This window comes from Proteiniphilum sp., from assembly GCF_034331125.1.
In the GTDB taxonomy this organism is placed as follows: domain Bacteria; phylum Bacteroidota; class Bacteroidia; order Bacteroidales; family Dysgonomonadaceae; genus Proteiniphilum; species Proteiniphilum saccharofermentans.
In genome coordinates this window covers 1-25,668 of sequence record NZ_JAXQGC010000056.1, presented here as the reverse complement: position 1 = coordinate 25,668, position 25,668 = coordinate 1, and the positions used below count along the sequence as shown (strand labels likewise).

At 45.5% G+C, this 25,668-nt stretch carries 16 protein-coding genes; 8 read left to right on the top strand and 8 right to left on the bottom strand.

The window, feature by feature from the left end; genetic code table 11:
- The first annotated feature begins 20 nt into the window (after positions 1–20).
- From U2P89_RS13535 to U2P89_RS13515, 5 genes are all read left to right on the top strand, one after another.
- On the top strand, positions 21–3,191 hold the full coding sequence (locus U2P89_RS13535; protein ID WP_076931275.1) for a SusC/RagA family TonB-linked outer membrane protein: 3,171 nt from the start codon (positions 21–23) through the stop codon (positions 3,189–3,191).
- A 42-nt stretch (positions 3,192–3,233) separates the two neighbouring features.
- Complete coding sequence (locus tag U2P89_RS13530; RefSeq protein ID WP_092120819.1) at positions 3,234–5,291, top strand: RagB/SusD family nutrient uptake outer membrane protein; 2,058 nt, start codon at positions 3,234–3,236, stop codon at positions 5,289–5,291.
- Between the two features lie 126 nt (positions 5,292–5,417).
- Positions 5,418–6,233 carry a DUF3823 domain-containing protein gene (locus U2P89_RS13525; RefSeq protein WP_092120822.1) on the top strand — a complete coding sequence of 272 codons (816 nt, stop codon included), beginning with the start codon at positions 5,418–5,420 and terminating at the stop codon, positions 6,231–6,233.
- A 90-nt stretch (positions 6,234–6,323) separates the two neighbouring features.
- On the top strand, positions 6,324–8,495 hold the full coding sequence (locus tag U2P89_RS13520) for a hypothetical protein (protein ID WP_416188642.1): 2,172 nt from the start codon (positions 6,324–6,326) through the stop codon (positions 8,493–8,495).
- 130 nt (positions 8,496–8,625) lie between these two features.
- Positions 8,626–10,905, top strand: a complete 2,280-nt coding sequence (locus U2P89_RS13515) for a GH92 family glycosyl hydrolase (protein ID WP_322191647.1) — start codon at positions 8,626–8,628, stop codon at positions 10,903–10,905.
- Positions 10,906–11,397: 492 nt separating this feature from the next.
- Here the strand turns inward: U2P89_RS13515 and U2P89_RS13510 are convergent, their stop codons facing one another.
- Complete coding sequence (locus U2P89_RS13510) at positions 11,398–11,796, bottom strand: two-component regulator propeller domain-containing protein (protein ID WP_322191646.1); 399 nt, start codon at positions 11,794–11,796, stop codon at positions 11,398–11,400.
- A gap of 245 nt (positions 11,797–12,041) precedes the next feature.
- Positions 12,042–13,214, bottom strand: a complete 1,173-nt coding sequence (locus U2P89_RS13505; protein WP_322191645.1) for a Xaa-Pro peptidase family protein — start codon at positions 13,212–13,214, stop codon at positions 12,042–12,044.
- 83 nt (positions 13,215–13,297) lie between these two features.
- Here U2P89_RS13505 and U2P89_RS13500 point away from each other — a divergent pair, with 83 nt between their 5' ends.
- Positions 13,298–14,656, top strand: a complete 1,359-nt coding sequence (locus U2P89_RS13500; RefSeq protein ID WP_322191644.1) for a sigma-54 dependent transcriptional regulator — start codon at positions 13,298–13,300, stop codon at positions 14,654–14,656.
- Between the two features lie 28 nt (positions 14,657–14,684).
- Here the strand turns inward: U2P89_RS13500 and U2P89_RS13495 are convergent, their stop codons facing one another.
- Positions 14,685–17,231, bottom strand: a complete 2,547-nt coding sequence (locus U2P89_RS13495; RefSeq protein ID WP_322191643.1) for an ATP-binding protein — start codon at positions 17,229–17,231, stop codon at positions 14,685–14,687.
- Positions 17,232–17,826: 595 nt separating this feature from the next.
- Between U2P89_RS13495 and U2P89_RS13490 the strand changes: the two genes are divergently transcribed.
- Complete coding sequence (locus U2P89_RS13490; protein ID WP_076931247.1) at positions 17,827–18,426, top strand: hypothetical protein; 600 nt, start codon at positions 17,827–17,829, stop codon at positions 18,424–18,426.
- Positions 18,427–18,539: 113 nt separating this feature from the next.
- Here U2P89_RS13490 and U2P89_RS13485 read toward each other — a convergent pair whose 3' ends face one another.
- The 5 genes from U2P89_RS13485 to U2P89_RS13465 form a co-directional block, all read right to left on the bottom strand.
- On the bottom strand, positions 18,540–19,292 hold the full coding sequence (locus U2P89_RS13485) for a shikimate dehydrogenase family protein (protein WP_092026824.1): 753 nt from the start codon (positions 19,290–19,292) through the stop codon (positions 18,540–18,542).
- A gap of 100 nt (positions 19,293–19,392) precedes the next feature.
- Positions 19,393–20,139: a bifunctional demethylmenaquinone methyltransferase/2-methoxy-6-polyprenyl-1,4-benzoquinol methylase UbiE gene (gene ubiE, locus U2P89_RS13480; RefSeq protein ID WP_092027268.1), complete on the bottom strand. Its 747-nt coding sequence runs from the start codon at positions 20,137–20,139 to the stop codon at positions 19,393–19,395.
- 36 nt (positions 20,140–20,175) lie between these two features.
- Positions 20,176–21,120, bottom strand: a complete 945-nt coding sequence (locus U2P89_RS13475) for a phosphoribosylaminoimidazolesuccinocarboxamide synthase (protein ID WP_092027266.1) — start codon at positions 21,118–21,120, stop codon at positions 20,176–20,178.
- 48 nt (positions 21,121–21,168) lie between these two features.
- Positions 21,169–22,104, bottom strand: a complete 936-nt coding sequence (locus U2P89_RS13470) for a PhoH family protein (protein ID WP_091905847.1) — start codon at positions 22,102–22,104, stop codon at positions 21,169–21,171.
- Positions 22,101–24,029 (bottom strand): amidophosphoribosyltransferase, encoded by a 1,929-nt coding sequence (locus tag U2P89_RS13465; RefSeq protein WP_091905845.1) that lies wholly within the window; start codon positions 24,027–24,029, stop codon positions 22,101–22,103. Before U2P89_RS13465 ends, U2P89_RS13470 begins: the two co-directional genes overlap by 4 nt.
- A 147-nt stretch (positions 24,030–24,176) precedes the next feature.
- On the opposite strand from U2P89_RS13465, the gene dgt reads away from it, so the two are divergent.
- On the top strand, positions 24,177–25,505 hold the full coding sequence (gene dgt, locus U2P89_RS13460) for a dGTP triphosphohydrolase (protein WP_092027262.1): 1,329 nt from the start codon (positions 24,177–24,179) through the stop codon (positions 25,503–25,505).
- Positions 25,506–25,668: the final 163 nt, after the last annotated feature.

The window sequence follows — 25,668 nt, the reverse complement described above, 5'->3', positions numbered from 1 at the left end:
CCAATAAAAATTTTAAGGGTATGATAAAAAGATTTTTTACCGGAGTGAGTGCCTTTCTGCAACTGGCATTGCTGGTGCTTCTTCTGGTTCCGGCCACATCATTGGCGCAGAATATCAATGTAACAGGAGTGGTCAGGGATACCGATAATGAACCACTGCCCGGGGCAACGGTAATGGTAAAGAACAGTACTGTGGGAACTGTTACCGATATCGACGGGCGTTATTCGATCAATGCCCCGGAAGACGGGGTTCTGGAATTTATGTTCCTGGGATTCATTACAAAGGAAGAACCGGTGAACGGTCGTTCCGTGATCGATATGATTCTGGAATATGAACAGCAGAGCCTCGATGAGGTGGTTGTAGTAGGTTATGCCACACAGAGAAAAGTTACGCTGACAGGTGCGGTATCAGGAGTGAAAGGTTCCGAAATGATACAGACCAAGAATGAGAACCCTCAGAATATGCTTACCGGGCGTATACCCGGTGTAAGGGTATGGCAAAAAAGTGCAGAACCCGGTACATTCAACAATAATTTTGATATCCGGGGACTGGGTAGCCCGTTGGTAGTGATTGACGGGATACCCCGGAGTACCGGAGAATTTCAGCGGCTTAATCCCAACGATATCGAAGACATATCAGTGTTGAAAGATGCGTCGGCTGCCATTTACGGAGTACGTGCGGCCAATGGGGTAGTGCTGGTGACAACCAAGAAAGGTTCCAGAGAAGGAAAGACCAGTATAGAACTCAATACCTCCTATACTTTCCAGCGGCCATCGGGTATGCCGGTGCTGGCCGATCCCTATGAGACGATGACGATCTATAACGAACGGGCTATGAATAATATCAGCGGGGGAAATATCATTTATACGGAAGCAAATTTTGAAGCGTTTCGCAATGGTACGCGCCGTACCACTGACTGGACTTCACTGCTCTTCTCCAACTATTCTCCGCAAACCCAGTCGGATCTGAGTATTACCGGTGGGACTGAGAAAACCCAGTATTATATCGGATTGGGGCATCTTTATCAGGAAGGATTTTTCAAGTCGGGCGATCTCAACTATAATAAGATCAACCTCCGGTCGAATATCACAACTGAGATCATCGACGGCCTTACTTTCGATCTTAATCTGAGTGGTATTGCCGATCAACGCAATACCCCCTATGCCAGTTCGGTAGATATTATCCGGAATTACTGGCGTCAGGGAGTACTCTTCCCGGCCTATGCGGATCCCGAAAATACGATGCTCAATCATGAAGGTCTTGATCTTGAAGAGAATACGGTGGCGATGATTTACTCCGATGTGTCGGGTTACCGGAAATATGCCCAGAAGTACTTTCAGTCCTCTGCTGCCCTGAACTATGACTTCAGTAAGATTTCCGGCAGCCTGCAAGGCTTGTCGGCAAAAGCACTGGTCAGCTATGACTACCGGATGGATGATAATAATATCAATAGAAGAGAGTATTATCAGTATGCTTATAATACGGTAACCGGCTCCTATGATGCGAAACTGTATAACAGGAGCTCTCCCAACCAGATCAGAAGGGAGATGTATAGTAAGAGCCAACTCCTGGGTCAGTTTATCCTGAACTATAACCGTACGTTCGACGACAGACACTCTGTAAGCGGTTTGTTAGGGTGGGAAACACAGAAACGTGTCGGTGATAATTTCTATGCCCAGCGCGATCTCGCATTCAGGATGGAATACCTTTTCGCCGGTGTGGACGAGAACCAGATCGGAGGAATGAGATCCGGACAAGACGATATCTATGAACTGGCCAATTCGGCACTGATCGGTAGGCTTAATTATACCTACGGAGACCGGTATATCGCTGAGGCACAATTTCGTTATGACGGCTCTTCAAAATTTGCCGAAGGTTATCAATGGGGATTCTTCCCTTCGGCATCCGTCGGATGGCGTATCTCTGAGGAGTCGTTCTTCAAAGAGTGGGAACAAGCATCATTTGTAGACCAGTTGAAGCTGCGGGCAAGTTACGGGGTGCTGGGTGATGACGGTGAGTTGAGGTACGACTGGGCAACCGGTTACACCTATCCGGCCACATCCGGAAATGCCGAGAATGGCTATTACAACCAGTATGCTCCCGGTTATATTTTTGGAGATGAATTTGTATACGGGGTTTCGACCCTGGCGTTGCCCAACAGGATGATTACCTGGTTTACCGCGCATACGTTCAACGCAGGGATCGATTTTGACGGCTGGAACGGACTCTTCGGCTTTTCATTCGACTTCTTTAACAGGGAAAGGCATGGACGTTTTGCCCGCCGTGTGGGTGACCTGCCTACAGTGGTGGGAGCGGAGGCCCCACGGGAAAATCTCGACAGCGACCGCCATTTCGGAATGGATCTGGAATTGTCTCACAGAAACAGGGTTGGTAATCTCTATTACAGGATGAAAGCAATGGGGACAATCACCCGCCAGAAATATCTGACCGCTTCTGAGAAAGGACCTTGGGGAAATTCATACGACAGATGGCGTAATGATAACCTTACCAATCGTTACCAGGGGATGCAGTTCGGTTTTGCTACGGACGGACGATACCTGAGTTGGGAGGATATATGGAGTTACCCTATCTATAAAGAGCGGGGTACTTTGCCAGGCGATTATAAATACCTCGACTGGAACGGCGATGGAGAGATCAACGATCAGGACCAACACCCTATTGCCTTTGACCAGACTCCGTGGTTCAACTACAGTTTCACGTTCGACGCGACCTATAAGAATGTGGATCTTAGCCTTCTCCTGCAAGGATCGGCGCTTGGTTCCATGGAATATAAGGAAGCGCTCTACGGAATATGGGGAAGTAACGGCGGTGGCACACTGACGCAATACCTTGACAGGTGGCGTCCCGTCGATCCGTTGGCTGATCCCTGGGATCCGTCCATTGAATGGATCAGCGGTTACTATGGATTTACCGGGAACTATCCCCGTGCAAACTCTGGCTTTAACCGTGTAAGTACCGCCTATCTCCGTCTTAAAAGTATTGAAATAGGGTATACATTACCTAAACTGAGATCTTTCTCGTCAATGGACCTGAGACTATTTGCCAACGCATATAACCTGCTGACATTTACCGGAGTGAAATTTGTGGATCCGGAACATCCGGATGATGAACTGGGAAGACTCTACCCATTGAATAAGACATTTACCGTGGGACTTTCTCTTAAATTCTAAAAGTCTTCCAATAGTTATGTACAAGAAAAATAAAATAATCGTATGAACAAAATATATCAATTAATATTGGTACTGCTTCTCTTCATCACCTCATGTGCGGATCTCGATATCCCGCCGAAGAATATTATCAGTGATGAAGATCTGCTGACCAGCGAGTCGGGTATGAATATCTATCTGGCACGTATGTATAGTAATATGCCGTTTGAAGATTTCAAATACATGGCAGAATGGGGTGTAGAATTCAATTCCTGGCTCGGAGCACTGGGTATTGAGGGTACGGGTGAAGCACTGAATCGTGACGGTATCAGTACTGCTTTTAGAGGTGAGAGAACTCCTTACTGGGGTAAAGCTTTTACTCTTTTGAGGGATGCAAACTACCTGATTGAGAATCTGCCTCTCTATGAAGGTTCTTTCCCTGAAAACATGTATAACCACTATTTGGGTGAAGCTTATTTTGTAAGGGCATTTGTATTCAATGCCATGGCAAGGCGTTTTGGCGGCGTGCCGCTGGTTACAAAGGTCATTCAGTATCCTGCAGAACAGGATGCCCTGGAGGTGCCCCGTGCAAGTGAGGAGGAGACCTGGGACCAGGTGCTTGCCGATTTCGACCGGGCGGTTGAACTGTTACAGCCGGCAAGTCCCAAAAAAGGTTACGCCAACAAATATGTTGCACTGGCTTTTAAATCGGAAGCAATGTTATATGCCGGAAGTGTGGCTAAATACAATGAAACGGTATCCGGCCGTCTTACCGGCTTCGGTGAAAAGACCGGAGTGCGTGTAATCGGTTTTGCTGAAAACGCATGGGAAGCAGCTTCCAGAAGATATTTCAAGGAAGCCTACCTCGCTGCCCGGGAAGTGATCGAAAGCGGAAACTATGCTCTTTACAAGAAAAGATGGGCTGCCAATAATTCCGAAGCACAATATCAGAATATGGTGGATATGTTCAGTGATCCCGAAAGTCCTGAGAACATTTATGTGAAACAATATTCCTATCCCACTATGACTCACGGATATGATGCTTATAGTGCCCCCTTTATCTTTAAAGCACCACTCGCTTCCGGCACCTGTCCGACGCTCGATTTTCTGGAACTGTTCGAAGGATTTGACAGGTATCCTGACGGTACGGTGAAAGTAACTACCGGCAATTCCAACACCCAGGGCGAATACCTTATGTATGACTCTCCTCTCGACTTCTTTGCCGAAGCTGAACCGCGGCTGCGAGCCTATGTGATTTTTCCGGGCGATCGATTCAAAGGAAGAGATATCGAAATACGTGCCGGTATCTATACCGGAAACGAACCTGTTAGTCCGCTCTTTAATGATTATTCTTATCAGACAGCTGAAACCAGATATCAGCATCTGGATGCTTACAGAACGAATCCCAAAACCCTTTATCTTAGTCCGAGAGAGGGCAATAGTCAGGAATTGGTTGAATATAACGGCACACAGATGACAGCAGCCGGCGCGAACGGCCCTTTCTATGACAATGGGGAAGGATGCCTGACCGGCCTCTATGGAAGGAAATGGCTGAATCCCGATCCCTCTTTCGAAGCAGGTGAAGGAAAATCGGATCAACATTTTGTACTGATGCGTTATGCCGATGTATTATTGAATGCCGCAGAGGCTGCCGTTGAACTTGCTCTGTTCGGTGAACCCTCTCCCGACGGTGCAGATCTGATGCAGGTAGCCACTGATGCTGTGAATGATATCCGGGAAAGGGCAGGTGCAACTTTGCTTACCGGTTCCGTCACTCCCGATGTGAGCGGGCGTAATATCGTGCGAAAAGAGAGACGTAAGGAGTTGGCGCTGGAACATAAGACAAAGTGGGACCTGCGTCGCTGGAGAGTACAGCATTACGAAAACCGGGATGGCTTCTGGGGTGAAGTGAGAAATAAAGATTCCTTCAGCAGCAATACCCGTTATCGCTTCCGCGGTCTCTATCCTTTCTTCTCTACCGGGAGTGGAAAATATTTCTTCGATGCCCGCTTCCAGTGGGTCAGCCTGAAAACCTTTGAGTATAATATTATAGATTACTACTTTGGTATTCCAGGCGGAGAAGTGACCAAGAGTCCGGTTATCGATCAGCAACCCAACAGATAATATTTCACAATGTAATGATTCGGTGATGTGATGATGTATGTAACGATGTGGTGATTCATTTTTAATTCCCATATCCCAAATCAAACATCCCAAATCTTTACGCTTTACTCTAATAAAATTAATCAAATGAAGAAGATCGCATATTTTATAATATTGGTTGCCCTGCTCTCTGTATCTTCCTGCAGTATGTTTGAGCTGGATAACTATGAAGCTCCCAAAGAGACGTTACAGGGAGTAGTGGTGGATGCAGCTACCGGAGAGCCGGTACTGACCGACCAGGGGAGCGAAGGGATCAGAGTACGGCTTACAGAACTCAGCTGGGGAGATAATGTGACGCATAATCCCGATTTTTTCTGCATGCCCGACGGTACTTTCCGGAACACGAAACTGTTCAAAGGACACTACAATGTCCGTATTGACGGTCCGTTCATTCCCCTGTTAAGGGAAGACGACCGTGGTGTTCCTCTTGCCGACGAAACGCAGGATGTGGATATTGAGGGTGTGACCGAGGTCAAGTTTGAAGTGCAACCATTCCTGAAAGTGGAATGGGTGGATGAACCTCAGGTAATTAACGGTAAGGTGCGGGCAAAGGTGAAAGTGACCCGTGGAGTATCGGAAGGTGAATTCCGTGAGAAAATTGAACCGATGGGCGGTTATAGTAACAGCTTCCTGAATGTGACGGATATTCAGCTTTTCGTGAGCTATTCTCCCACAGTAGGATACCGTGCCCGCGATGAGCGGTGGTCGAGTTCCATCGAATATTCCGGCACCTCTTTCAACAACCTGCTGGGAGAGACAGTCACTATAGAATCCAACGGAACGATCCCATCCGGGCGGGTTGTCTTTATCCGTGCCGCAGCCCGGATAAACTACGATACGCCTAAAGGTAGCGGCACCCGCCGGTGGAATTATAATGCACCATTGGAGGTGTTGGTACCGTAAAAATATACTATATTTGAAGTTTAAAGTCTTTCTGACCGAAGGAAAGACTTTAAACTTCTTTTTAATAAAATATAACCTATGAAGAGATCAATGATCACCCTGTTTATCGGATTGGGTCTTTTGCTGCCATTGAATGCCCAACAGGAGAAGAAAGTGAAAACTACACTCCAGACATCCCGGGAGTGGAGGCCCACTATTGATGTGAGATCAGATGCCGTGATGGTGTATGGAGTAGGAGGAAATCCTTCCGATAAATCAAGAAGAATACCTTTTGAAGACCGGGTACAATCCTGGCGTGACAGAGGTTATATAACCCATTTTATGACCGGGATAGCATGGGGTGAATACCAGGATTATTTTACCGGGAAATGGGATGGCAAGATGCATCTCGACGAAGGACAGGTGCAGCAGAGCGGCGATACCATCTGGCATGGACATATGGTGCCTTATATTGTCCCGTCGGAGAATTTCCTGCGCTATCTCAAGGAGATGCATGTGAAGAGAGTGATCGATGCCGGTATTGATGTTATCTTCATGGAAGAACCTGAATTCTGGGCGAGGGCCGGATATAGCGAAGCCTTCAAGCGGGAATGGAAAAAATATTATGGTTTTGACTGGAGACCTCAACATCTGTCCCCCGAAAATACCTATCTGTCCAATAAACTGAAATATCATCTCTATTATAATGCTCTCGACGAGGTCTTTTCTTTTGCCAAGGAATACGGGAAGAGCAAGGGGATGGATGTGAAATGCTATGTCCCCACCCACTCCCTGGTCAATTACGCCCAATGGATGATTGTCAGTCCGGAAGCAAGCCTGGCCTCGCTTCCCTCGGTCGACGGTTATATCGCCCAGATATGGACCGGCACTTCCCGTGAGCCGAACTATTTCAATGGCAAAATGAAAGAACGGGTTTTTGAAACGGCATTTCTTGAATACGGCTCTATGGAATCGATGACTGCCCCTACGGGCAGGGAGATGTTCTTCCTTACAGATCCGATTGAGGACTGGCCACGCGATTGGGTGGATTACAAGAAAAATTATGAAGCTACCTTTACGGCTAAGTTACTCTATCCGCGTATCGATAAGTATGAGGTGATGCCCTGGCCGGAACGGATCTATGAGGGGCTATACCGTACCAGTCCCGATAGTGATAAGAGAGAAAGGATCCCCCGCCATTACTCCACCCAGATGCAGGTGATGGTCAATACATTGAATCTGATGCCGCAGAGTGAGAATCGGGTGGACGGATCGCACGGTATAGGGGTACTTATGTCGAACTCATTGATGTTTCAGCGTTTTCCCGAACATGACGGGTATGAAGACCCCCAACTGGCTAACTTCTACGGGCAGACGCTTCCGCTATTGAAAAGAGGAGTGCCGGTACAGACCGTGCATATGGAGAATCTGGCCTATCCTGAAACTTTGAAAGATATTAAAATCCTGATCGCTTCCTACTCCGGCATGAAACCTATGGAGTGGCAGTCACACCGCTTACTGGCCGAATGGGTGAGAGATGGAGGTGTATTACTCTACTGCGGGAGGGACGACGATCCCTTTCAGCAGGTGACGGAGTGGTGGAACAGCGGTGGAAATAATTATGCGACTGCTTCCGCACACCTTTTTGAAGAATTGGGATTGCCAAAGCCGTATGCAGCAGGTGAATATACTGTAGGGAGCGGAAAGGTCCATGTCCTGCGGAACGATCCTAAAGAGTTTGTCCTGGCCGAAAATGGAGATGCCTTGTTTCTGGACTTATTAAAGAAAGCCTATGGCGAGATATCGGGTGAACCACTCCTTTTGAAAAACTATTTCAGCCTGAAAAGAGGCCCTTACCGGATGATTTCCGTACTGGATGAGTCGGTCGGTACCTTGCCTTTTATTGTGGAGGGTCGCTTTATCGATCTTTTTGATCCGGAAATTCCGGTCCTGCGGAAAAAAGTGGTGAATCCGGATCAGCAAGCGTTGCTGTATGATATCGATGTGATAGAAAACAGGGAGCACCCCTGTGTACTGGCGACAGCAGCACGTGTGAGTGACGAGAAGAGAGAAGATAGTAGCTACAGCTTTATCGCGAAAAGTCCGATCCACACTACGAATGTGATGCGTATTCTCTTGCCGGAAGAAGCTACAACCTGCAAGGTGATGAACAGCGCCGGTGAACCTGTCGATCACGAATTCTCCTGGGATAATGAGAGCGGAACTGTTTTCCTGAAGTTTGAGAACGATCCCGATGGTATCGCAGTGCAGTTGGAATGGTAATAATTAATTTGTTGATCCCGACAAGTCGGGACGAGTAGTGATAATTTAATGATGTGATGATTACTCTGCTAATCAGTAAATCTACAAATCAGTAAATCGTCTTTGTGCTTTACTCTAATATATAAATTATATGAAGAAAGTCCTGTTATTGAATGTTGTTTTTTTCCTGGGGATATTCCCGGAGGTGAGTGCACAGCCTTATAATCCGGTTGATTACGTGAGTACATTGGTGGGAACCGATTCCAAGTATGAGCTCTCTACCGGGAATACCTATCCTGCAATTGCCCTGCCCTGGGGGATGAATTTCTGGTCACCCCAGACCGGTAAGATGGGTAGCGGGTGGATGTACACCTACCATTCCGATAAGATCAGGGGGTTCAAGCAGACCCATCAGCCCAGTCCCTGGATGAACGATTACGGCCAGTTCTCGCTGATGCCTCTTACCGGAAAGCCGGTTTTTGATGAGGAAGAGCGGGCGAGCTGGTTCTCCCATAAGGCGGAGATAGCCAAACCCCACTATTACCGGGTTTACCTGGCCGATTACGATATAACCACCGAGATCACTCCTACGGAACGCGCTGCCATGTTCCGTTTTACCTTTCCGGAGAACGATAGCGCCTATATCATTACCGATGCTTTCGACAAAGGCTCCTCTATCCGCATCATCCCTGAAGAGCAAAAGATCGTGGGTTATACTACCCGCAACAGCGGTGGAGTCCCTGATAATTTCAGGAACTACTTTGTGATTATTTTTGATAAACCTTTTACTTATGTTGCTGCAGTAAAAGATGGCGAGATTGCCGAAAATGAGAAGGAATTTACCGGAAACCATGCCGGTGCGGTGATCGGCTTTAAGACATCCAGAAGAGAGCAGGTACATGCCAGGGTAGCCTCCTCCTTTATCAGTGAGGAGCAGGCATTACTCAACCTGAGGGAATTGGGAGACGACTCGTTCGAAGCCATCAGGGAAAAGGGAGAAGCCCGTTGGAATGAAGTGCTGGGACGGATCAGGGTAGAGGATGACAATATCGATAACCTGAGAACATTCTACTCTAACCTCTATCGCACACTGCTCTTCCCGAGAAATCTCTCCGAGATCGACGCCGATGGCAATATATACCATTACAGTCCTTACAACGGGGAAGTGCTTCCGGGCTATATGTTCACCGATACCGGTTTCTGGGATACTTTCAGGAGTCTTTTCCCTTTCCTTAATTTTGTCTATCCCTCCGAAAATGTGAAGATGCAGGAAGGACTGGTGAATGCCTATAAGGAGAGTGGTTTTCTTCCCGAGTGGGCCAGCCCGGGACATCGTAATATCATGGTGGGTAATAACTCCGCTTCGGTAGTAGCCGATGCATATATAAAGGGATTGAGAGGATACGATATCGAAACGCTCTGGGAAGCGCTCAAGCATGGCGCCAACAACGTGCATCCCACAGTGCCGGCTTCGGGTCGTACCGGTTATGCAGAGTATAACAAGTACGGATATATCCCCAATAATGTGAAGATCAGCCAGAATGTGGCCCGTACGCTGGAGTACGCCTATAACGACTGGACCATCTATCGCCTGGGAAAAGCTTTAGGTAAGCCGGAACCGGAAATTGCTATCTACGGCGAACGGGCGATGAACTACAGGAATCTTTACAACCCTAAACATAAACTGATGGCGGGTCGTGCGGACGACGGCTCATTCTCCGACTCGTTCAATCCGACCGACTGGAGCCGTGATTTTACCGAAGGGAACAGCTGGCACTACTCATGGTCGGTCTTCCACGATCCACAGGGATTGATCGACCTGATGGGAGGACGCAGGGAATTCGTCAATATGCTCGATTCCGTCTTTATCATTCCCGGATTGGAGGGGATGCAGAGCCGCTCCATGATCCATGAGATGCGTGAGATGCAGGTGATGGATATGGGGCAGTACGCACATGGAAACCAACCCATCCAGCATATGGTATATCTCTATAATTACGCCGGTGAACCGTGGAAAGCCCAATACTGGACCAGGGAGATCATGGATAAGCTCTATTCCGCTGCCCCTGACGGTTATTGCGGCGATGAGGATAATGGTCAGACCTCCGCTTGGTACGTCTTTTCCGCATTGGGATTCTATCCTGTTTGTCCAGGCAGTGACCAGTATATCCTCGGTTCACCGCTCTTTAAATCGGTAGAGATTGACCTGGAGAATGGCAAAACTCTGCAGATCCAATCAACGGATAATGCAAGGGGGAATCGCTATATCGAAGAGATGGAACTGAACGGCAAACAATATACAAAGAATTTCCTTACCCATGGCGACCTGATGAACGGGGGTAAGATCACATTCAGGATGAGTTCCCAGCCCAATAAGGAGAGAGGAATTCAGCGTGAGGATTTCCCTTATTCCTTTTCGAATAACAGATAAGACAGACAATAGGTATATTTATTACCTACCATATATATAAAGGCAAAGTTTTCGTCGCCAAAGGTGAAAACTTGCCTTGTTCTTTGTGTTCCTTATCCTGCCGTCCGGATTTGGTAGGGTAGTACAGATACGGTCGGAGGAAGGCGAAAAATTTAACCATAACTATGCAACGTTTTTAGTTTTTTTGCATCTTATAAATGAATGGGTGTATCTTATTATTTATCTTGATTAACAATCAAATATTTAATACTTTTACCATAGAATTAGCCGAAAATATGAATCCATATCTGCCATCGGGCTTTAGATACTACCTGTGAACAGAGTTTGCAAGTGAGCGGTATTATGTTGAACTACATGTAAATTTATCAATCAATTAAAGATATATACAATGAAAACGGAAAAACTGTTATTTGGGATGTCACTCCTGTTTACACTAATTGCAATGGCAGGATGTGAGAAGGAATCAGAGGAATTACCCACGTGTCAGAATGATCAATTTGTTTTCGCCCGGAATTGGAGGGAATCTCCTTTCGGATCATACGTGAATAACGAATCTTCAACTACACTCCATATATCTCCTTTGTAAGTAGAGAGTGTCCTGACTCCATTCGTGCGAACTATATGGAATTCCTGTTTGCGGATATCGTACCGCATCAAAGCACCGTCTGTCCTGAAAAAAACGTCTCCCTCCCGGTTACTTCGGATAAAATCACATTCATTCCCGTAGAGCACTTTCATAGGGTCTCTGTTCTCTCCATTTGCCCAGGGTTTGTAAACAATGGTATTATTCCCATCATAAATGGTAATTCCCTCCCGTGTCCCAAACCACATCCGTCCTAATATATCCTGATGAATAGACATCACAGACGTCTGGGAGAGCCCTTCTCCCATCCCGATGTGTTTAAAATGTGCAGGAAACGCCGGTAGGAAATGGCACAGGAAAAAAAATATGACCAAACAGTTTTTCATCGATGACATCCAATGTTTGGCTGCAAATATAATAAGAATAATGTAAAATTGCTAATATTTGCTAAGATGTCTCTTAGGTGGCTTTCAGTGAGCAACAGCTATACTTTAATAAGTAAACTTTTTGCAAGTTGTATAGAGATAGTCGGATATACATGTGAAAGTTGGATTTATGACAATACAATCATCGCTTCTTCGCAGAGAGTGATCTTTTCAAAACCCGATTCGTGTACCACGTAGGTATTCTCTATCCCCACAGCACCAATACCCGGAAGTACGAATTTAGGTTCCAGGGCAAATGCTATTCCCGGTTCCAGCACCTCTCTCGAACGTGGGGTAAGTACCGGAGGTTCGTTGATTTCCAGTCCTACACCGTGACCAATAAATTGGGCCTGCTGTATAGTGCCCATGAAATAGGGTGCTAACCCATTTTGGTTAACTATCTCTTCTGCCAGCAAATAGAGCTCGGAACAAAGGGCTCCGGCTCGGAAGTTCTTCATGATGGCATTATGTATATCGATGGAGACCTGATGTGCTTTATAGGCCATATCAGGAGTATGCTCAATTGCAAAAGTGCGGGTCATATCGTCCATCCATGGGCGGTAGTTTCCTGCCATATCTACCATGAGGGTAGTACCTGGCAGGAGTACTGTGCCGTTAGCTCCCAGCGGTAACAACGGAGAGATCCCTGCTCCACCCAGGGCATAATCATAGGGTGATGCTGCCTGGGCATTATCTCCGGCCAGCATGCTACCCATAAAAATATCCATATTCTCGCCGAAGGAGCGGAAGATACCGACTGATCCATGGAGGCGCATCTGACGTTCTATTTCTATTTGTAGCTCCAGGTCGGTCATTCCTTCACGATATAAAGAGGGGATTAATTCATATACATAGGCGTGAATCCTGGCGCTCTCACGCATCTGCTCCAGTTCGTATTCAGATTTTACTGATCGTATTTTCCTTACTTCCCCTGAAATATTCTTAGTTTCCGGCATACCCAATGCCGCTTGTAAGCGAGTGGCCGCACTGAAAGAGAGTTGATCGGCTTCGACCAGAATGCGTTTGGGTAAAGATATTCCGATTTCTCGTAACATATCGGGAATCTGTTCCGGTTTACGGATCTGTTTTGCACGTTCATCCACAATATTGGAAGGGCGTTTCACAAATAAAATAGGATCCCCTTCCGGGAATAGGAACATAAATCCGTCAAAAATAAATCCACAGAGCCAGTACTGATTAACGGATGAAGTGATGATGCAGGCGTCTGCTTCCATCTCTGTGATAGTTTGTTGTACTCTTTTCAACCTCGAGTCGGCTTCATATAACGGTAATTTGTTCATATAAAATGTGGCTTTTTGACGTCAAAATTAGCTGATTTTTTTGAAAAACCACTATCTTTACACCATTACTGGTTGGGGAGGTGATGAACGGAAGAATACTGATAGTTGAAGATGATCGTTCTTTTGGGCTTATGCTTCAAAAATGGTTCGAACGGAACGGGTTTTCGGCAACACTATGTTCAGGCATGGTGGCGGCCCAGGAGGCGCTTTCTCAATCCGGACCTTTCCAGATAGTGCTTTCTGACCTGCGTTTGCCTGATGGCGACGGTATTATGTTATTGAGTTGGTTGAACGAAAAGCGTCTGTCGGTACCGGTAATTATTATGACTGGTTACGGTGAAGTCCAGACGGCTGTGTCGGCTATCAAACTGGGTGCTTTCGATTTTCTGGAAAAACCCATCAATCCCGATATCCTTACAAAAAAGATTGAAGCGGCTTTTGAAGCGAAGCAGGAGAATCTTGCTCCTCTTGAGAAACCGCGACCCGAGAGAAAATATAATAAGGAGACCAGGGTGTTTGTGGAGGGACAAAGCCCGCTTTCTTTGCAAATGTACACCCATATCGATTTAGTGGCACCCACCCAGATGGCGGTGATGATCGTAGGTGAGAGCGGAACCGGAAAGGAGCATGTGGCGCGTCTTATACATACCCGGAGTAACCGCTCTAGCGGTCCCTTTATCGCGGTGGATTGCGGTAGTTTGTCGATTGAATTGGCACCGAGTGAACTTTTCGGGCATAAAAAAGGATCTTTTACCTCCGCGATAGAAGATAAAACCGGCTTTTTCCGGGAAGCACATGGCGGAACTCTGTTCCTTGATGAGGTGGGTAATCTGCCTTACGGAGTGCAGATGCAGTTGCTTCGTACCTTACAGGAGAAGAGGGTGAGGCCGGTAGGTACTTCGACGGATCTGGATGTAGATGTGCGGATTATCACTGCTACTAATGAAAATCTGGAGAAGGCGATTGAAGAGGGAAATTTCAGGGAGGATCTCTACCACCGTTTGAATGAATTCATGATCAGGGTACCATCATTGCGGGAATGTGTGGAAGATATTCCATCTTATGCAGGTCATTTCAGGGAAGAAGCCAATAGGGAACTTGGCCGGGAGGTGGCTGTCATTTCCCCCGATGCGTTGGCGGTGTTGAAGAACTATCACTGGCCTGGAAATCTGAGAGAATTACGAAATGTAATCCGTAGGGCTGTCCTCTTTACAAGAGGTGGCATCATCACAGCCGACAGTTTACCCCTACTCACTACAAGAAAGGAAGAATCATTCCCAAAAATGGATATTTCTCTCTCGGTGGAGCCGGAGGAGGAGAAAGAACGAATACTGAGGGCCCTTGAGCAGGTGAAAGGGAACAAGACCAAAGCCGCTATCCTCCTGCAGATCGACAGGAAAACACTCTACAATAAAATGCATCAGTACAATATTGGTCTATAGGGTGGGGATCCCCTACAACGAAACAATCTTATGACAAGTAGTTATTGCTGATATCTCCAGTGAATTTTCTTATTTCCTCAACTGTTTTTAATAACTCTTCTTTCCAATTGGGATAGGATGATTCGTCTTCTCCTCGCAACCTATCCATTTTGCGCAAAACCACACACATGTGATCGGCATCAAGCTGACTAAAGAAGGGGTGGATCCTGTGGCTTAGTTGTTGTGCTTTCTCAAAGTCACCCTCTTCGATGTATGTTGCGAGTGTGTCCATATCTTTAGTGGCCGACCCGACAAAACCTGCCAGGATATCTTTGATGGATTCTTCATCTTCCTGAAAAAGAGCGGAAAGTTGTGGGAATTTCTCACTAAGGGCATTTCCTTCATCTGTGGAATTCATTTCTTCCAGTTGTTGGATATTGTCTCCCTTTGTATGATTTTTTTCTTCCTCTACCGGAATTTTTTTCTCCTTATCCAGGATCTTTTTTTCCTTCGACAGGATATCAGCAAGCCCACTCATCTGGATAGGTTTTCTTATTAAGCCGGAAAATCCTTCCGAAAGAGATCTCTCAGTGGAATAGTCGTCGTGGGCCGTCATTAACCATACAGGTATCCTGCTGTCTCTTTTCCTGATCTCGCGCAGGATATCCGTCCCCGTTATCTTTGTCATTTGCATATCGGTAAATACGATGTCGAATAAGGAGATTACTCTCAGAAATCCATTCACGTCATCCGGATTACTACATAGTTTTACCTTATACCCGTTGCGGACAAGATACTCCCTGATCATATTTCCCAATGCAATATCATCTTCAAAGAGCAGTATCTTGTGGAACTGTATTTCCTTTTGTACAGGGTTGTTGCTGCCGGGTATAACGGAGTTGCGGCCATTACCGGCCGGCGCATCTTTTCCCGATACCTGCCGTATAGGAAGGGTGATGGTGACGCAGGTTCCTTTTCCTTTCTCCGATGTCACCGCGATAGTTCCTTTTAACAAGTCTACCAATCCTTTTGTGACGTACATTCCGAAGCCGCTCCCTTCTGCTTTCAATGGATTTTGCATGCGGGAAAAAGGCTTGAATATTTCAGGCAGCTCGTTGGAATCCATGCCGATACCGCTATCGGTAACAGTGAAAATCAGTTGGTCTTTATTTTGCAATCGGATAACGACACCGCCTTGGAGTGTGTACTTCACGGCGTTGGAAACTACATTGGTAAGTATCTGTTTTAGGATTGTGTAATCTGTATTGATATACAATGGGGAAGAGGCCAGATTTTCCAACTTCAGGTCCAATGATTTTTCATCCGTCAAAGGTTGGAACATGCGGGTGATATCCTCCATCAACTCAATAAGGTTGAATTGACTATAGTGCAGTTTGGCCGAATTCTGTTGCAGGCGCGAGAACTCAAGCAGATTGGTCAGCATATTCAGAATGTGTTTTCCCGAATTGCGGGCAGATTGCAGTTGCCGCTTTTTATTTTCGTCGCTCTCTTCCGAATCCCACATTTCCATATATCCCATCATGGAACTCAGAGGTGTTTTAACGTCGTGCGATACGGATAACAGCAATTTGTGCCGGCTCTCGATCAACTCTTCCGTAAGTTGTTTCTCCTTTACCAGGTCCGCCCGTGCTTTTTGTCCTTTATTAAGATCGTCGATTATGAAAAAAATAATGATAAGAATAAAAAAGATGGAAAGTGCACCAACGACAATGGCAAATCGGAAAATCCGCTGGGTGAGCTTTTCGCTGTTTTCTGTTCCACTCCATGCGATCTGGATGGTTTCATTATAAAACTCATTAGTAAGTTGGGAAATGTGGAGTGAAATATTTTGTTCGGCAACCAGGAGCTCTCGCACCTCTCTCTCAATCCCCTGTATTCGGGTGAAGTAGGACTTCGATGCCTCTTCCGTTATATTTTTCAGATCGGCATACATGACGGTATCTACTCTTGAGGTTGACCTTGCTTCTTGTTCGATTCGTATAATATTGATGGTTGTATCGGGTGTGTGTTGGGGGTCAAAAACATTTCTCAGACGGTTCCAAAATCCCTTTTTCGGGGTTTCTTCTACCACCTTTGTCGTGTCGGTACTGGTAATCACTATGACAGAATCCTGGATAATTTCATCGTAACTGTTGATTTTTTGGTCGAGTTCCGTAAGAGGATTTTGAGACCTGAAGAGTCCCGTTAACCTGCGTACAATCCTGTTTTTTTCCTGTAGTAATGAATCTATATCCTGTAGCAGCACATCTTGCTCCTTCTCCGGCTTCATATTCTTTATATTCAGTATTTGTAGGGATATGTCGGATGAAATAGAATCGTATTGCTGTTGGAGTACTCGCCGGGGAGATGAGAGGTACATGTTCAACACATCCTGTGCCTGTTGTATGGATACAATTAACTGATTGCTTTGGGACAGGACTTTATAGGAATTGTCCATCTCCAATTTTTGGAGGTCCATATTCTTTTTAAGGGAATAAGAGTAGACGAATAATCCGGAAAAATAGAGAATGACCACAAGAAATATCAATCCTATTTTTATCCTGACTCTCTGTTCCGGTGATTTTTTTTGTTCCATTCGTCCAATTTTTAGATCCCTTACCCAGGTTTCGCAAGTCAATTGCATACATCTCGAAAGATACATACGGAACTTGAATCCCTTATAAAAGTAGCAAGGGACTGTTCCTGATACTTTATATAGATCAAAAACAATTCAAATATAGTGAAAACTAAGAGAAAAACCAAGTTCGTTTGAACTATTCTGTTAAGAGAGGGCAGAACGAGTTTACTCGTTTTGCCGAACGCAGGATCGAAAATCGAGGAGCTTGCGACTCAAATAGTCCGGCTCGTTGAATTTTTCCGGGGCACCTCTTAATTGTGGAATTGTACATCCTGGTTGTGGAATTTTTCCACAATTTCCACATTTTTTCCACAACAATGGTGTCTGGCATATTTATTATGTTAAAAGGGTAAGATGTTTGTAGTCTGTGCCTTATGATATGTACGTGGTTTCTTTGTATTGTTTGGTATTTGATTTGATATATAATTGTCGGCGAATGGTCGCCAAAACAACCAAAACAAACGGAATAAAAATTCAATCAATGCAGTTTTTATTTTTCTAAAAAATTATTGTTATGAAAAAGGTTATTTTATCAGTCGCAATTATTACAGGTATGCTTATTACGACAAACGTCTATAAAGCACATGCTATTCAAGAACAACCCACTGTGGCAGTAGTTTTAGACGATGATGGTTTTGTTGAAGTGCAGTTGCAGGATCTTAGCGAAGTTGTTCAGGCAGCGATCAGCGCATTTACTCAGGAATATGATATAACATCGCTTAAGTACAATGCGGAGAAGCAACTCACAAAAGTGAAACTTACGAAAAAAGATGATCAGTCTGTCAAGAAAGTTTATCTTGATGCTGAAGGAAAAGAAGTAGAAGCTCCGGCAAAGTCCGAAGAGACAGGAACAATAGAACAGGAAACTCCATCGGCTGAATTGTCGGAAGTGATGCAAGACAACGGATTTGTGAATGTTAAGTTGGAAGATTTGAATGAAAAAGTACAGGCAACTATCCGTACTATTGCCGAGACCTATGATATCACCTCTTTGAAATACAACGCAGAGCAAGCTGTCACCGAGGTGAAGGGTACCAGTAAGGCGGATCAGTCTGAAAAAGTATTCTACCTGAATAATGAAGGAGAAGAAGTAGCACCGCCAGCTTCTCAGGAACAACAACAGGAAGAAACAGAAATTCCGATGTCATTGTAAAAAACAAACAAACTACACTATCGCACCTCTATATATTTCTTAGTTAACATATTCTTCTTAATACAATGACTAAGGACGCGATCGCCCCTTTACTGAGAGAAGTAAGGGGGCGGTTATTTTTGCCATATCTCCCAGGCAGCCAGCGCCTGAAGCTCCAGCATCTCCCTGCCGTTTTTGGTCGTGGCACCCTGTGCTTTTCCTTTTTGCAGAAAAAGTGTCTCTTCGGGATTGTAGATCAGATCATACAATAAATGGCGGGACGAGAGAAGATTATAGGGTATATCGGGACAATGATCTATTTCAGGGAAGGTGCCTACCGGGGAAGCATTTATAATAAGGGTATACTCTGAAATGACCGCTTGCGAAAGGTCGCCATAGGTAAATCTGTCATTCCCGGGTGTACGTGATACCTGTTTCCATTCGATTTTCATGTCTATAAGCGTCTGGGCAACTGCTTTCGATGCTCCACCGGTACCCAATATCAGAGCTTTTTTGTGAGATGCCGGATCTATCAGCGGCACAATTGATCGTTTAAATCCTATATAATCCGTGTTGTGACCGGCAAGCTTGTAATAATACATATCTCCTGGCCTCCTCTCCACTTTGATTACGTTCACAGCACCAATTTTTTGTGCTTCCGGTGAGATTTCATCCAGAAAGGGGATTACCTGTTCCTTGTAGGGAATGGTTACATTTAAACCTTTCAGTTGTTGGTTGAAAAGAAGGATATGACGGAGTTCCTGAATATCCTCGATTTCGAAATTCAAGTATTCTGCATTGATCCCCTCACGATTAAATTTCTCAGTGAAAAATTTTGCCGAGAAAGAGTGTTTTAGGGGAAAACCAATCAAGCCATATGTATCCATTCGTAAATTGAAAGTTGAAAATTGAAAATTGAAAATGACAGAACCAAGACTTCTTTACTTCCGATTTCTTTTTAATTATTCTTATTGGCACATTGGCACATTAGTCAATAGGTTTTTCTGCCATATAGAGGGTGACGATCCCGAGCGTATACCTTCTTAACCGGATATTGGTGAAACCATTTTTTTTCAATATCAACATCATCTCTCTTCCCTGTGGGAAAGCAGCGATAGATTCGGGCAGATAGTTGTATGCGCGCTGTTCAGTAGCAAAAATCCCCGACAGAACCGGCATTACATATTTGGTATATGTGGCATATAGTTGTTTCATCGGAGTCTCTTGTGGCGTAGTGAGTTCGATAAAGAGAAACAGGCCGCCCGGTTTCAATACACGGAGTACTTCCTGAAAGCTTTTGTCGATATCTTCGAAGTTACGTACTCCGAAAGCTATGGTGGCTGCATCAAAACTATTATCGGCAAAAGTGAGATTTGCACAGTCCTGTACTTCGAAGGTGATGATATCCTGCAATCCTTTTGCCTTAACTTTTTCTTTGCCGACATTCATCATCCCTTCGGATATGTCCACCGCCGTGATCTTCTCCGGCTGTAGTATCTTCTGTGCCAGGACCGCGAAGTCTCCCGTACCGGTGGCAATATCCAATAACTGTTTGTGGGGATATTTCCTTAGTTCTTTCAGCGCATCGCTCCGCCAATAATCATCAATCCCCAGTGACAGTGTTCCGTTCAGTTTGTCGTATTTCGGGGCGATACTATCGAACATCCGCTTTACCTGCTCCTTCTTCGGCTGGTCGGGATTATAAGGGTTTACCTTTTCTACTTTGTAAGCCATTCTTGTAGTCTTTGTAGCTGATTGGACATATAACCATTAGTGAGTTTGCAAATACTCGGTAATATTTTTTTCAATACGCGATACCAGATTGGCGGTATCGGCTTTCACAAATTTTTCGCCTACAATTTTCTCGTACAATTCTATATATCGTTCCGATACGCTCCGGCAGTATTCATCGGTCATCTCGGGTACCTGTTGTCCGGGTTGTCCCTGAAATCCGTTATCCATTAGCCATTTGCGTACGAATTCTTTAGAGAGCTGTCTTTGTTCTTCGCCTTTTTCGAAACGTTCTTGATAGCCTTCACTGTAGAAATAGCGTGATGAATCGGGGGTATGGATCTCGTCGATCAGGTAGATCTTGCCTTCTTTCTTGCCAAATTCATATTTAGTGTCGACCAGGATCAGTCCTTTCTCGGCTGCCATTTCGGTGCCACGTTTGAACAGGGCGTAAGTATATTTTTCCAGTTGTTCGTATTCTTCCCTGCTGACCAATCCCTGTGCGATGATCTCCTCTTTCGAGATATTCTCGTCATGTCCTTCATCAGCTTTCGTGGTAGGGGTAATCAGAGGTGTTTCGAACTTCTGGTTCTCACGTAATCCTTCGGGTAAGGGGAGGCCGCATAACATACGTGTCCCCTTTTTATACTCGCGCCATGCACTGCCGGTAATATAACCGCGGATTACCATCTCCACCTTGTAGGGTTCGCACTGATGCCCTATCGTCACCATCGGGTCGGGGGAAGCTGTTTTCCAGTTAGGCACAATATCGGCTGTGGCATCGAGGAATTTAGCTGCGATTTGGTTCAGCACCTGTCCCTTATATGGAATGCCTTTTGGCAGTACTACGTCGAATGCCGAAATACGGTCGGTGGCAATCATTACCAGTGTCTCATTACCGATGCTGTATACATCGCGTACTTTTCCGTGATACACACCCGTCTGTCCGGGAAAATTGTAATCTGTTCTTGTCAATGCATCCATATTAACTGATTTGATGATTTACTGATTTATTAATGTGATGATTTTTCTTCATTCTTCACTTTTCTCATACGCCTCCACTATTTTCTGTACAAGTTTATGGCGTACAATATCTTTCTTGTTGAACTCTACTGTACCGATACCTTTGATACCCTTCAGCACCTGCATGGAGTGGATCAATCCCGACTGTTGCGAGTGGGGTAGGTCGATCTGTGTGATATCGCCCGTGATGATCATTTTTCCATTCAGTCCCAACCGTGTCAGGAACATCTTTATCTGCGGCTTAGTGGTATTCTGGGCTTCGTCCAGAATGATGACCGCGTCGTTCAGTGTGCGCCCCCGCATAAACGCAAGCGGAGCAATCTGTATGATCTTGTTTTCGATATATTCTTTCAATTTGAGCGGAGGGATCATATCCTCTAATGCATCGTAGAGTGGTTGCAGGTAGGGATCGATCTTCTCCTTCATATCCCCGGGCAGAAAGCCCAGTTTTTCACCCGCTTCCACGGCGGGACGGCTTAGGATGATCTTGCGTATCTTCTTTGTCTTAAGGGATCTGACTGCCAGTGCGATGGCGGTATAAGTCTTTCCCGAACCGGCCGGGCCGATGGCAAATACCATATCGTTTTCGTCGAACGCTTCTACCAGTTTTTTCTGATTGGCAGTACGGGCTAAGATAGGCTTCCCGTTCAGGCCGTGGATAATCAGATTGTCCACATTCACGATAGCAGGCGCCTTGCCTTTTACCATATCCAGAATATCTTCTTCTCTCAGCACATTCATTTCATTACTGAACTTCTCCAACTCGTGGATCTTCTCCTCAAAACCGATAAGTTCTTCCTCCTCGCCGATCACCTTGATCACGTTACCCCTAGCCACAATACGCAACTTGGGATATAGTGTCTTGATCAATTGGATATTGCTGTTGTTGATGCCGAAAAAGACAACCGGATCCACATTCTCTATGATAATGATGCGTTCAATCATTCGCTGCTCTTTGAGAAGTTTAACGAATATTGGTGGGATTTGTTCTCCTGGCCTTCGATATAATTAATAAACGCATTGTTTACAAGTCGGTTACCTCCCGGGGTAGGATAGTCGCCTGAAAAGTACCAGTCACCTCCGTTATTGGGACATGCCTTATGGAGGTCTTCAATGCTTTGGAAGACGATCTTCACTTCGGCTTTTATATCTTTGGATGTGAGCATCTGTGCAATCTTGTCGGAGATCTCTGCATCTGTAAAGGGTGCGTAAATATCCTTTACATGATTGACGATATGCTCCTTTTTCATATGCCGCTGGGCTACCGATTTTTTATATGTCTCGTCGATCACATACTGCATGCCACGCTCCTTCAACAGTTCAATGGCTGCTTTGAAAGCAATGAATTCGCTCATCCTCGACATGTCTATTCCGTAGCAATCAGGGTAACGTATCTGTGGTGAAGAGGATACGATGATGATCTTTTTCGGATTGAGCCTGTCCAGTATTTTGATGATGCTCTGTTTGAGTGTAGTCCCGCGGACAATGCTGTCGTCGATAATCACCAGGCTGTCCACACCTCTTCTTAATGATCCGTAGGTCACATCATAGACGTGTGCGGCCAGGTCGTTTCTTGTATTTCCCTGTGCAATAAAGGTCCGCAATTTGATATCCTTGATCGCCACTTTCTCGGAACGTACCCGTTTGGAAAGGATTGCGTCAATCTCTTCTTTACTTAGTGAGTTTCCTTTTTCAAGGATCGTGAGCGCCTTCTTATGATTGAAATGATCCTCCAATCCCTGTAACATGCCGAAGTAAGCTACTTCTGCAGTGTTAGGAATAAAAGAGAATACCGTATTGTCGAAATCGCCATTTACGGCTTCCATGATCTTGGGAACCAGCAATTCTCCCAGTTTTTTTCGTTCCAGATAGATGTCATGGTCGGAGCCGCGTGAAAAGTAGATCCGTTCGAAAGAGCAAGGGGTGATCTTTTTCTTCTTTTCCTGTATCTGATGCAGGTTGATAGAGCCGTTGCGCTTTACAATCAGGGCTTCGCCCGGATTGAGTTCATGCACATCTTCTTTCTTCAGGTTGAATGCCGTCTGGATGACCGGGCGTTCCGACGCTACTACGGCCACTTCATCGTCGTGGTAATAAAATGCAGAGCGGATGCCCCATGGATCACGCAGTACAAATGCATCGCCGCAACCGATCAGCCCGCAGAGGGCGTAGCCGCCGTCCCAGATTCCGGATGCCCGTTTCAGCAAAAAAGGGATATCTAGTTTTTCCCCGATCTGACGACTCACTTCCTGGCCGGTCATCTGTTCTTTATCCAGATGATCGTACTGGTATTGTACCTCCCGGTCCAGATAATGACCGAGGGATTCGAGCATGACAAACGTGTCGGCATAATCGCGCGGATGCTGCCCTTCCTGGAGAAGTTGATGAAACATCTCGTCCACATTGGTCATATTGAAATTTCCCGCTAAGGCAAGGCTTCTCGATGCCCAGTTATTGCGGCGCAGGAGCGGATGTACATAGCTGAGGCCGCTCTTTCCGGTAGTACTGTACCGCAGGTGCCCAATGAAGAGTTCCGAAGCGAAGGGGACCGATGTTTTGACAAATTCTATATCATTCAATTGTTCCTTTGTGAATTGCTGAAACGATGTGTGTATATGGGAGAATATTTCCGAAATGGCGCCTGATCCCAGTGCCCGTTCCCTGAAAATAAACTCGTTACCGGGAGAAGCCTCCAGCTTCACAGCACCCAGTCCCGCTCCTTCCTGGCCACGGTTGTGCTGTTTCTCCATAAGCAGGTACATCTTGTCCAACCCGTATTGCCAACTCCCATACTTATTATAATAATAATCGAGGGGTTTGAGGAGGCGGATTACTGCAATCCCGCACTCGTGCTTGATAATGTCAGTCATTGATAAACCTTTCTGTAATAAGGATACAAATTTAGTCTTATTTGTGGAAATTCTACAGGTATCATAACGATAATCTTATCAAAAAAATGTCAATGATCCAATTTTTCGGACAGTTGGTGTTATCTTTGCCTGTATAAATGAAATTATATGGACTGGGAACGTTTATTATCTGCAAAGAGGTTTGGAATGGAGCATTATGAGAATGCGAAGAAACATGAACGTACGGAGTATCAACGTGATTATGACCGGTTGATTTTCTCGTCGCCTTTCCGCCGGTTGCAAAACAAGACGCAGGTATTCCCGTTGCCGGGAAGCATTTTTGTACATAATCGACTGACACACAGCCTGGAGGTCGCTAGTGTCGGCCGCTCCATGGGAGAAAACGTAGGACGTGAATTGCGAAAAAAATATCCCGGATCAGAAGCCCATTTCGAAGAGATCGGCTCAATTGTTGCTGCTGCATGCTTGGCGCATGACATGGGAAACCCGCCGTTTGGCCATTCAGGTGAAAAGGCGATTTCCACTTTCTTTTCTGAGGGAAAGGGAGCTTTTCTGAAGAGCGAGGTAGAGCAAGAAGGGGGCCGCTGGAGCGATTTCACCTGCTTTGAAGGGAATGCCAATGCCATACGGTTGCTGATGCACCAGTTCAGGGGAAGGCGGGAGGGAGGTTTTGCGATGACCTATTCCACACTGGCTTCTATCGTGAAATATCCTTACTCTTCGGAATTAAGCGGAGGGAAAAATAAATTCGGTTTTTTCGCTTCAGAGGAGGACGATTACCGTCAGATCGCGGAAGACCTGGGTATACTCAAACAAAACGAGTCTCCGTTGAGATTTGTCCGTTACCCATTGGTGTATTTGGTGGAGGCTGCCGATGACATCTGTTATCAGGTGATGGATATCGAAGATGCACACAAGTTACGTCTATTAACTACAGAGAAGGCCATAGAACTGTTCCTCGGTTTTTTTGAAGGTGAGAGCCGGGAGCGATGTGTGAGGATTTTATCATACGTGACCGATGTAAACGAGCAGATCGCCTATTTACGTTCCGCTGTGATCGGCCTGTTGGTCGGTGAATGTTCGGCACTCTTTCTTGCAAACGAAGGCCAGATTCTTGCAGGAGAATTCTCCGGCACACTTATCGGAAATGTTTCCCCTGTGATAGCAAAGGCTTATGGACGATGTGCCGAATTTGCCCTGCAATATATATATCGATCTAAAGACGTACTCGATATTGAATTGGCCGGTTACCGGATTATTGGATATCTGTTGGATGTTTTCACGGATGCCATTCGGAATCCCCAACATGCCTATTCAAAACTTCTTCTTGACAGGATTCCGGAGCAGTATGAAACCGATTCTACGACCCTTTATGGCAAAACTCAATCGGTGATCGATTACATTTCTGGTATGACCGATGTCTATGCGCTTGATTTATACCGCAAAATAACAGGAATGGGTTTGCCGGTTGTCTAATTTTGCTTACAATTTGACAAAAAACGATATTTTTTTATTTTTTATTGAAATTATTTGCTGAGATTTAATTTCTTTTTTATATTTGCATCGTGGTTTTTTCATAATAGTATTACTCATGTTTCGCACTTCCCTCAAACCATTGACAAAGAAATAGAAGGGAAAT

What these genes read in the sequence shown, in the direction of transcription:
- U2P89_RS13535 (WP_076931275.1), top strand. Translation starts at nt 21, where the DNA reads ATGATAAAAAGATTTTTTACCGGAGTGAGTGCCTTTCTGCAACTGGCA.
- U2P89_RS13530 (WP_092120819.1), top strand. Translation starts at nt 3,234, where the DNA reads ATGAACAAAATATATCAATTAATATTGGTACTGCTTCTCTTCATCACC.
- U2P89_RS13525 (WP_092120822.1), top strand. Translation starts at nt 5,418, where the DNA reads ATGAAGAAGATCGCATATTTTATAATATTGGTTGCCCTGCTCTCTGTA.
- U2P89_RS13520 (WP_416188642.1), top strand. Translation starts at nt 6,324, where the DNA reads ATGATCACCCTGTTTATCGGATTGGGTCTTTTGCTGCCATTGAATGCC.
- U2P89_RS13515 (WP_322191647.1), top strand. Translation starts at nt 8,626, where the DNA reads ATGAAGAAAGTCCTGTTATTGAATGTTGTTTTTTTCCTGGGGATATTC.
- U2P89_RS13510 (WP_322191646.1), bottom strand. Translation starts at nt 11,796, where the DNA reads ATGGGAGAAGGGCTCTCCCAGACGTCTGTGATGTCTATTCATCAGGAT.
- U2P89_RS13505 (WP_322191645.1), bottom strand. Translation starts at nt 13,214, where the DNA reads ATGAACAAATTACCGTTATATGAAGCCGACTCGAGGTTGAAAAGAGTA.
- U2P89_RS13500 (WP_322191644.1), top strand. Translation starts at nt 13,298, where the DNA reads ATGAACGGAAGAATACTGATAGTTGAAGATGATCGTTCTTTTGGGCTT.
- U2P89_RS13495 (WP_322191643.1), bottom strand. Translation starts at nt 17,231, where the DNA reads ATGGAACAAAAAAAATCACCGGAACAGAGAGTCAGGATAAAAATAGGA.
- U2P89_RS13490 (WP_076931247.1), top strand. Translation starts at nt 17,827, where the DNA reads ATGCTTATTACGACAAACGTCTATAAAGCACATGCTATTCAAGAACAA.
- U2P89_RS13485 (WP_092026824.1), bottom strand. Translation starts at nt 19,292, where the DNA reads ATGGATACATATGGCTTGATTGGTTTTCCCCTAAAACACTCTTTCTCG.
- ubiE (WP_092027268.1), bottom strand. Translation starts at nt 20,139, where the DNA reads ATGGCTTACAAAGTAGAAAAGGTAAACCCTTATAATCCCGACCAGCCG.
- U2P89_RS13475 (WP_092027266.1), bottom strand. Translation starts at nt 21,120, where the DNA reads ATGGATGCATTGACAAGAACAGATTACAATTTTCCCGGACAGACGGGT.
- U2P89_RS13470 (WP_091905847.1), bottom strand. Translation starts at nt 22,104, where the DNA reads ATGATTGAACGCATCATTATCATAGAGAATGTGGATCCGGTTGTCTTT.
- U2P89_RS13465 (WP_091905845.1), bottom strand. Translation starts at nt 24,029, where the DNA reads ATGACTGACATTATCAAGCACGAGTGCGGGATTGCAGTAATCCGCCTC.
- dgt (WP_092027262.1), top strand. Translation starts at nt 24,177, where the DNA reads ATGGACTGGGAACGTTTATTATCTGCAAAGAGGTTTGGAATGGAGCAT.